Here is a 6,391-nt window from a genome sequence, read left to right as displayed (position 1 = left end):
CAGATTACATCTGAATTGCTTGGATAACCTTGGGAAGACGCACCCGTTTTCGCAGCGGCATTCGCTCCGACATTAAGACTTCCCAATCGAGGGAATAACGCCTCCGCGTTTTTACGATTAATTGCTCCATGAATCGTTACATCACTTGCCTGATAGGCATCAAGGTTATCGGTAAAGAAGCCTACGGTTTTACTAGGCGCATAGGGCCAATCCGAACCGAACAAGACATGCCCAGGCTTTGCAAAAGATAGCAGGCTCGGTAATACGGTCGGGCTGCCCGACAGAGCCGTGTCAAAATAGAAACTCGTCAAGTCATCTAGCATCGCCGCGGAATCCACGTTGTGATCGACCACGCTCGCCAACGCAGAGATTCGATATGCGGCATAGGGCAGGAACCCTCCTGCATGAGACAGGATGATGCGAAGATTTGGATAACGCCGGGGTATTCCGTTCGACACCAGGTTTATCGCCGCTCGTGTTGTATCAAGCAGAAAGTCCGCCAAGGATGGATGAATACCTTTGATCGGCGGTCCTGGCAGCGGACCAGGATGAACGAAGACAACGGCATTACGCCGGTTAAGCTCCTCCATGACCGGGTCAAACGACGGATCGCCGACGTAGACACCACGGTTGCTTGCAAGCAGAATGACCCCGTCGGTGGCAAGATCGTCGTAAGCGTGACGGATCGCTTCAAGCGAGCCGTCAATATCGGGCAGCGGAACAGACGCAAACATGCCAAAGCGTTCTGGCCGGTTCTTCACCAACTCACCTAGGCGCTCGTTGACCTGCCGGGTTAATAGCCTAGCCTCGCGATCATCGCCAAAATGAGGACCGGGAGTTGAAAGAGACAGCACTCCCGTTGCAATATCGTGCTGGTCCATCATTGCAATTGCACCATCCGCGCTCCAAGCGGCCGGCGCCCACGCACTCATTCCATGGCGCGCAAGAGCTGCCAAAAATTCTGGCGGAAGTAAGTGTTGGTGAACATCGATTCGTCGGCTGCTCATCGAAACCATTCCATTGTTTGTTGGCTCTGCACTTCGTGCAAATCCCGTTAAAGCGGTCGCCGCAAGAAGGCCAGAACCGATAAATGCGCGCCTACTACTACACCCCTTCATTGACTGCTCCCTCTTCAGTACATGTTTTGCTTGGAATCCCGCTCAAGTCCGAACTGTTGTCGACCCCATGCGGCAAAGCTGACTTCGGGGTTAAGGATCACGTGGCTTGCCGCAAAATGCACGTCCCTCCAGGCGCGCTGAATGTTGCTCGTGGCGGCGAATCCGGCCGCTCCCGAAATTTTCATAACGGTATCCATTGCTTCGACGATAAGCTCAGATGCCCGGGCTTGATCTCGATACGTCCGAGCACGGAGTTGCTCTGATGCCGGCTCCCCCGCTTCTGCTACGTCAACGCAACGGCGCATGAGCAACTCGGCAGCATCGAGGCTAGCTCCGGCGCGGGCAAGATGTACTTGGATACTGACAAATTCCGCGACCTGCGCACCGAAGAGGCTTGCCCGTTTAGCCGTCCAGCTACGATAGTCTTCCAATGCGCCACGCGCGGCACCTAACATTGGCGCGAGGAAGGTAAGCGGGGCATAGGTGATCCAGGGAGCGTGATACATGCGTGCCTTGTGGACCTGAGCGCCCGGCGTTTTCGCGTCCCGCATATCCGCGACGCGCAACGTATGCTCGAATGGCACGAAGACATTCTCCACGACCACAGTATTACTGCCCGTGCCGCGCATGCCCGCCGTTTGCCAAGTATCAAGGACCCTAAACTTGCCCGGCGGAATGAGAAACAGCATCCAGTCGGGCGGACCCTCACTCGTTGGCGGCACCATTCCGCCGATCATGACCCAATCGCTGTGATTGATACCACTTAGATAAGGGATCGAACAAGAAACGATATTAAAACCGCCTTCGACTTGTTCAAGCGTTGAAGTGGGTGTGAAAGTACAGGCAATAGGTACATCAGGCCCGTCGCCCCAGACAGCAGCTTGGGCCGCCTCGGGAAATTGCGCGAGATAGTGCGGATGGTGAATGAGGAGGCTTGCACACCAGGCGTGTGCAGCATCCGCTTTGCCAATCTCAATGGCGACGTCAAGCCATGCGTGAAGCCCCAACTCAGTTCCGCCGAACTTTTTCGGTGTCAAAATGCGAGCCAAGCCGATGTCTAAAAACTCCTGGGCAGATTCCTTTGGAATTGACCGGGACTCTTCGGAACGCTGCGCACGGTCACGAATCCCCGGCAGCAACCCGCGGACCTTTTCCAAGACTGTTTCAGTGGTCGCGGACGGTTCGTGACTGACGGCTTGCCTAACAGCTGTTTGCAACATGTGAGCTCCTTCGAGATTTTCAGATCAGTGGAATGCGTGACCGGGAAAGCCCATTGCAACCCGGCCCCGGCTGGTATATGCGTCGGCACGGTCAACACCGATATGAACGCCTGTCGAATGCACATCACGAAAGAGCTGTTGCAGCGGATGAGAATCGAACAGTGCCATCGCACCAGACCCAATGAACAGTTGATCACTGAGTTCAATCGATGAGCGGCCGATGTAACCTCGCCAGGAGAAATATTTGGCGCGCTCCTCTTCGCTGAGCACCCATGTCTCGCCGCTCAACGCCCGGTCCCAACCTTCTTGAGCGTATTTTTGCGCCAGCGCCCAGGATGCATCCCATTGGGTGGCGGCCGAAGCGAGCGCAAGCTGCGGCGCGGGTGCTTCACGGGCTGCCGCGCCATGTTCATATGGACGGATACGCGCTTTAGTCCAGGAGGTGAATTCCTCGACCACCCGCTGCGCAATACCGATGGAAGGCGTAAGGATTGCAAGCCCCTGCATGGTCATGAGAGGAATGCGCCATAGAGGTCCGTCGTTCACCACTTTGCCGCGTGACTCGCCCGCGACCCTGGCAAGCGCGAATGCACGGTGCTCCGGTACGAACGTTGGTTTAATGGTTACAGCCCGGCTGGCAGTACCCTTCAGCCCGAGGGTATTCCAGTCGTCATGAACGGTTACCTCTTCACGAGGAACAAAAAACAAGAGATGCTCAGGCTCGTTACCATTGGGCGCCACGGCAATTCCGCCTACGGCAATCCACGACGACCATTCAATACCGCTCGCGAAACGCCAATTGCCGCTGAGTGTGTAACCCTCTGCGACGCGTTCAATTTGTCCGACAGGAGCGAATGAATCGCACACGAACGCGTCGGGATTTTTCCCCCATACTTCCTCTTGCAATTTTTCGGATGTGAACGCCATATACCAGTCATGAAATCCCAGGACTGAATAGATCCATCCGAGCGAGGCCGAGCCGCGCGCGATTTCGCGCCCTACATCCAAAAAGGTCATAGGATCTGCCTCGGCCCCACCATATTTGCGGTGACGGCACAGCTTCATAAGCCCAGTCTCACGCAGCTTCTCTACCACGTCGTCGGGCATACGTCGCTCTTTCTCTGCCTGCTCACGACGACTGAATGCAAACTCACCGACCTCGCGCGCTTGATCCAAAAGATTGGCCCGAGAAAGTTCGGCACTCAAAGGATTACGATCATTCATTTGCGTTGTCTCCACCGGTTCTGAGTCGTGGCATATTAGGTCTCTCATAAAATCTGCGTTTGGTTGGCATGCTATTAAATGGCGTCTTCATACCCAGCCGGGACCTCGCCCATCCTCAACGGAAAGCGTTCGATGGTAGGCGCGCTGAAAAAAGACGAGAGGCTTGGTATCGCGTTCAACAGCCAATTCGCACGGCGTAGCCAGCACAATCGTGTGGTCACCAGCTTCGACTTCACGCTCGAAAATGCAATCCGCCCACGCTAGGCAGCCGCGTAAGATATGCGCCTTCCCCTCGTCGAACATCACGTTTCGAAACTTGTCGACCGACCATCCCGATAGGGTCTGGCTCAAGCGTCGTTGATCACTGGCTAGAATATTTGCGGTAAAGCGCCCTTCAGCGCGCACCGCAGCCCAGGATCGCGAGCCTTTCGTCACCATGAAGCTGATCAGTGGTGGATCAAGCGATACTGATGAAAAGGTACCGACAACAAGCCCCACAGGGCCACTTGACGCTTTCGCGACGATTGCAGTTACACCCGTCGGCAGTTGACCGAAAAAATTGCGGTAATCTTGAGTGTCCATGGCTCATATCCTCACGCAGAGGCGACAAGCGCCGATCCATGAAATTTGAAAGCCGCGCCCGTCTCAACAAGGTGCAGCGCGTATGCAGAGAAAGCCGCATCATCGACTACAACATGCGTAGCCGCCACATTCATGTCGCGGAGCAGCTTCTCGAATATATTTGGGTTTCGCAGGGCTGCCAAACCTGATCGGTGGAAACCCAATTGCACGCACCTTAGAGCTAAAGCTGTTGCCCATGCAGCTAAAGCGCGCGGAAGTTGCCTTTCATTTGTCGACCAAGCTTGCACCCCTCCTAAAGCAGCCGCGTCAATTCGGGCGAAAAGCGAATGAGCTAGGGCCTCGACCGCCTGGAGCTCGACGACCGCCCTTCCGAGCTCAGCTAGGACCACTTCACGGTCTGCCGTGTACCGGCCCGGCAACGGCTTTGAAAAGCCCTTTTGTAACTCTCGAAGTGCCCGTCGAGTTACCCCAATGGCGAATGCGAGATGTTCATAGCTCTCTATATGCTCGACGTCCACCAGATCATATCGACGTTCACCGCGAAGTTGCCCATAGGGACGATCTTCACTGCCAGCGAGTTCTGCTGGCAGAAAATAGTCGGTGAGCTTGAAATCATTCGAGCCGGTGCCAGATAACCCAACCACCTTCCAAGAATCGAGCAGTTCTACATCGCGTGCTGCTATTGCAAATGGTAGGAGACGGGATGGGTCACGTTCGACATAAGCGGTTGCGTGAATCCAGGTCGCGTGATGGATCGAACTCGCCAAACGCCAAGTCCCGTTTAGAAGATAACCACCCTGTGTAGGTGTTGCTGAGCCTCCAGGAGCGGCCACAATTGAACAGTTGGGCACGCCTCTCGCGAATACGCGTTGGACTGCAGCAATAGGCATCGTTGCCCCAAGAACAGCCAAACCGTTGTTGGCAACCATCGTGCACCAGGCACTGGATGTGTCCTCGGCGGCAAGCGCCGCAATGAGCTCGATCTGAATAACGACTGGAAGTTCAAATCCACCTAGTTCGCGGCAAAGTCGCGTTCGCCAGAGGCCAGTAGAAGTCAGCGCCGACACGCTCTCCTCCACTAGCTTGCCCTGAAGATCCGATTGTGAAGCTCCGCGCGCTAACGTCTCCGCGATGGCGTCAATAGCATCGAGCAACTCACCCCGCACTGCTGCCAAGGTCCGGTCCGGTCGCAATTCTTCGCGAGCAATCGACGGGCGATTCGGATGGTCGTTCTGGCGCTCCTCGCCATAGGCCAGCTCTATAGGGTGATTAGTTATTACCAGATGATTCATCATCGTCTCCGCGCTTTTTTCACGATCTTCTTATACCGTTCCGTACGGTATTAATATAAACCAACGATGACACTAGTCAAGCTAAATCGTACAGTACAGTACAGTTAAGCAGTTGTCGAAATCGCTCTGCAATTGGCGCCGATCATATCGTTTACCATTACTTAGTACAAACCCGAACGCTTACCGGGGATCACGCTAGCGTGATTCGAAGGAACTTGTAGCGGAAGAGTGACCGCGCCCTATTTATACATCGTCATCCTGAATATTTTCTGTTGTGTTTTATAGAGCTGATCTCAAAGATTCTGGTTGATTCAAAGACATCGGCTCAGGGCGCCTTCGGATGCGATACCTACCACGGTCTACAAAATTAAATGACAGATATTTTCCAAGCGAATGCGGCCATACTTGCAAATCATTCGCCGATGCCGAGGCATGCTGTCAAAGCATCGTTAATGGGCGACTAGATATACTTGCACGATCTAGCGGAGGCGGCGTGCCAGCAAGGTGAAGCACCCCGCACATACGTCGTTTTTTACGCACTCACGGTGTTGACTAAGTCGACGACCCGCCCGGTCAGGCGCTTGATTCCCGTAGCCGGCCGCATCAACACACGCTTGTACAGAAAAGGAGAGAGGCCGTTCTAACCATGGTGTGTCAAGCCCCTAGGAAGGGCCGACGCCACTGAGTCGACCAGGATAAGTAGTTGGCGATTCTTGATTAATTTCGGATATGAATTGGAAGGTGCAATTTCAGATTTCTTCCGAATACGCTGAGCAATCAGCGAATGCGATAAGTGCACGGTCCCACAGGCATATCTAAAGGCTCGGAAAACTAACATTTTGATGAGGATTCGCTCTTTTTGCGTGACGCTGGCTAAAGCTCATCGTGATCGTTTCGGACTCTGCGACGAGTTCATCCGCGCTTCTTCATCAAAAGGCATTGGCGAGCTCCCTCG

General features: G+C 54.5%; 5 protein-coding genes. All 5 read right to left on the bottom strand.

The window, feature by feature from the left end:
- Window positions 1-1,007 (bottom strand): amidohydrolase family protein (locus ACFFAR_RS21615; protein WP_375508434.1); only part of this gene is annotated, 1,007 nt, incomplete at its 3' end.
- A 125-nt stretch (window positions 1,008-1,132) separates the two neighbouring features.
- Entirely contained in the window at window positions 1,133-2,338 is a 1,206-nt protein-coding gene (locus ACFFAR_RS21610) for an acyl-CoA dehydrogenase family protein (RefSeq protein WP_174364331.1), read from the bottom strand.
- Between the two features lie 24 nt (window positions 2,339-2,362).
- Entirely contained in the window at window positions 2,363-3,562 is a 1,200-nt protein-coding gene (locus tag ACFFAR_RS21605) for an acyl-CoA dehydrogenase family protein (protein WP_174364330.1), read from the bottom strand.
- An 87-nt stretch (window positions 3,563-3,649) separates the two neighbouring features.
- Window positions 3,650-4,144, bottom strand: a complete 495-nt coding sequence (locus ACFFAR_RS21600) for a flavin reductase (RefSeq protein ID WP_174364329.1) — start codon at window positions 4,142-4,144, stop codon at window positions 3,650-3,652.
- A gap of 11 nt (window positions 4,145-4,155) precedes the next feature.
- Window positions 4,156-5,439: a hypothetical protein gene (locus ACFFAR_RS21595; protein WP_174364328.1), complete on the bottom strand. Its 1,284-nt coding sequence runs from the start codon at window positions 5,437-5,439 to the stop codon at window positions 4,156-4,158.
- Between the last annotated feature and the right edge of the window lie 952 nt (window positions 5,440-6,391).

The sequence above is a fragment of the uncultured Caballeronia sp. genome (assembly GCF_964243625.1).
In the GTDB taxonomy this organism is placed as follows: Bacteria; Pseudomonadota; Gammaproteobacteria; order Burkholderiales; family Burkholderiaceae; genus Caballeronia.
This window is presented reverse-complemented; position numbering and strand designations above follow the sequence as displayed.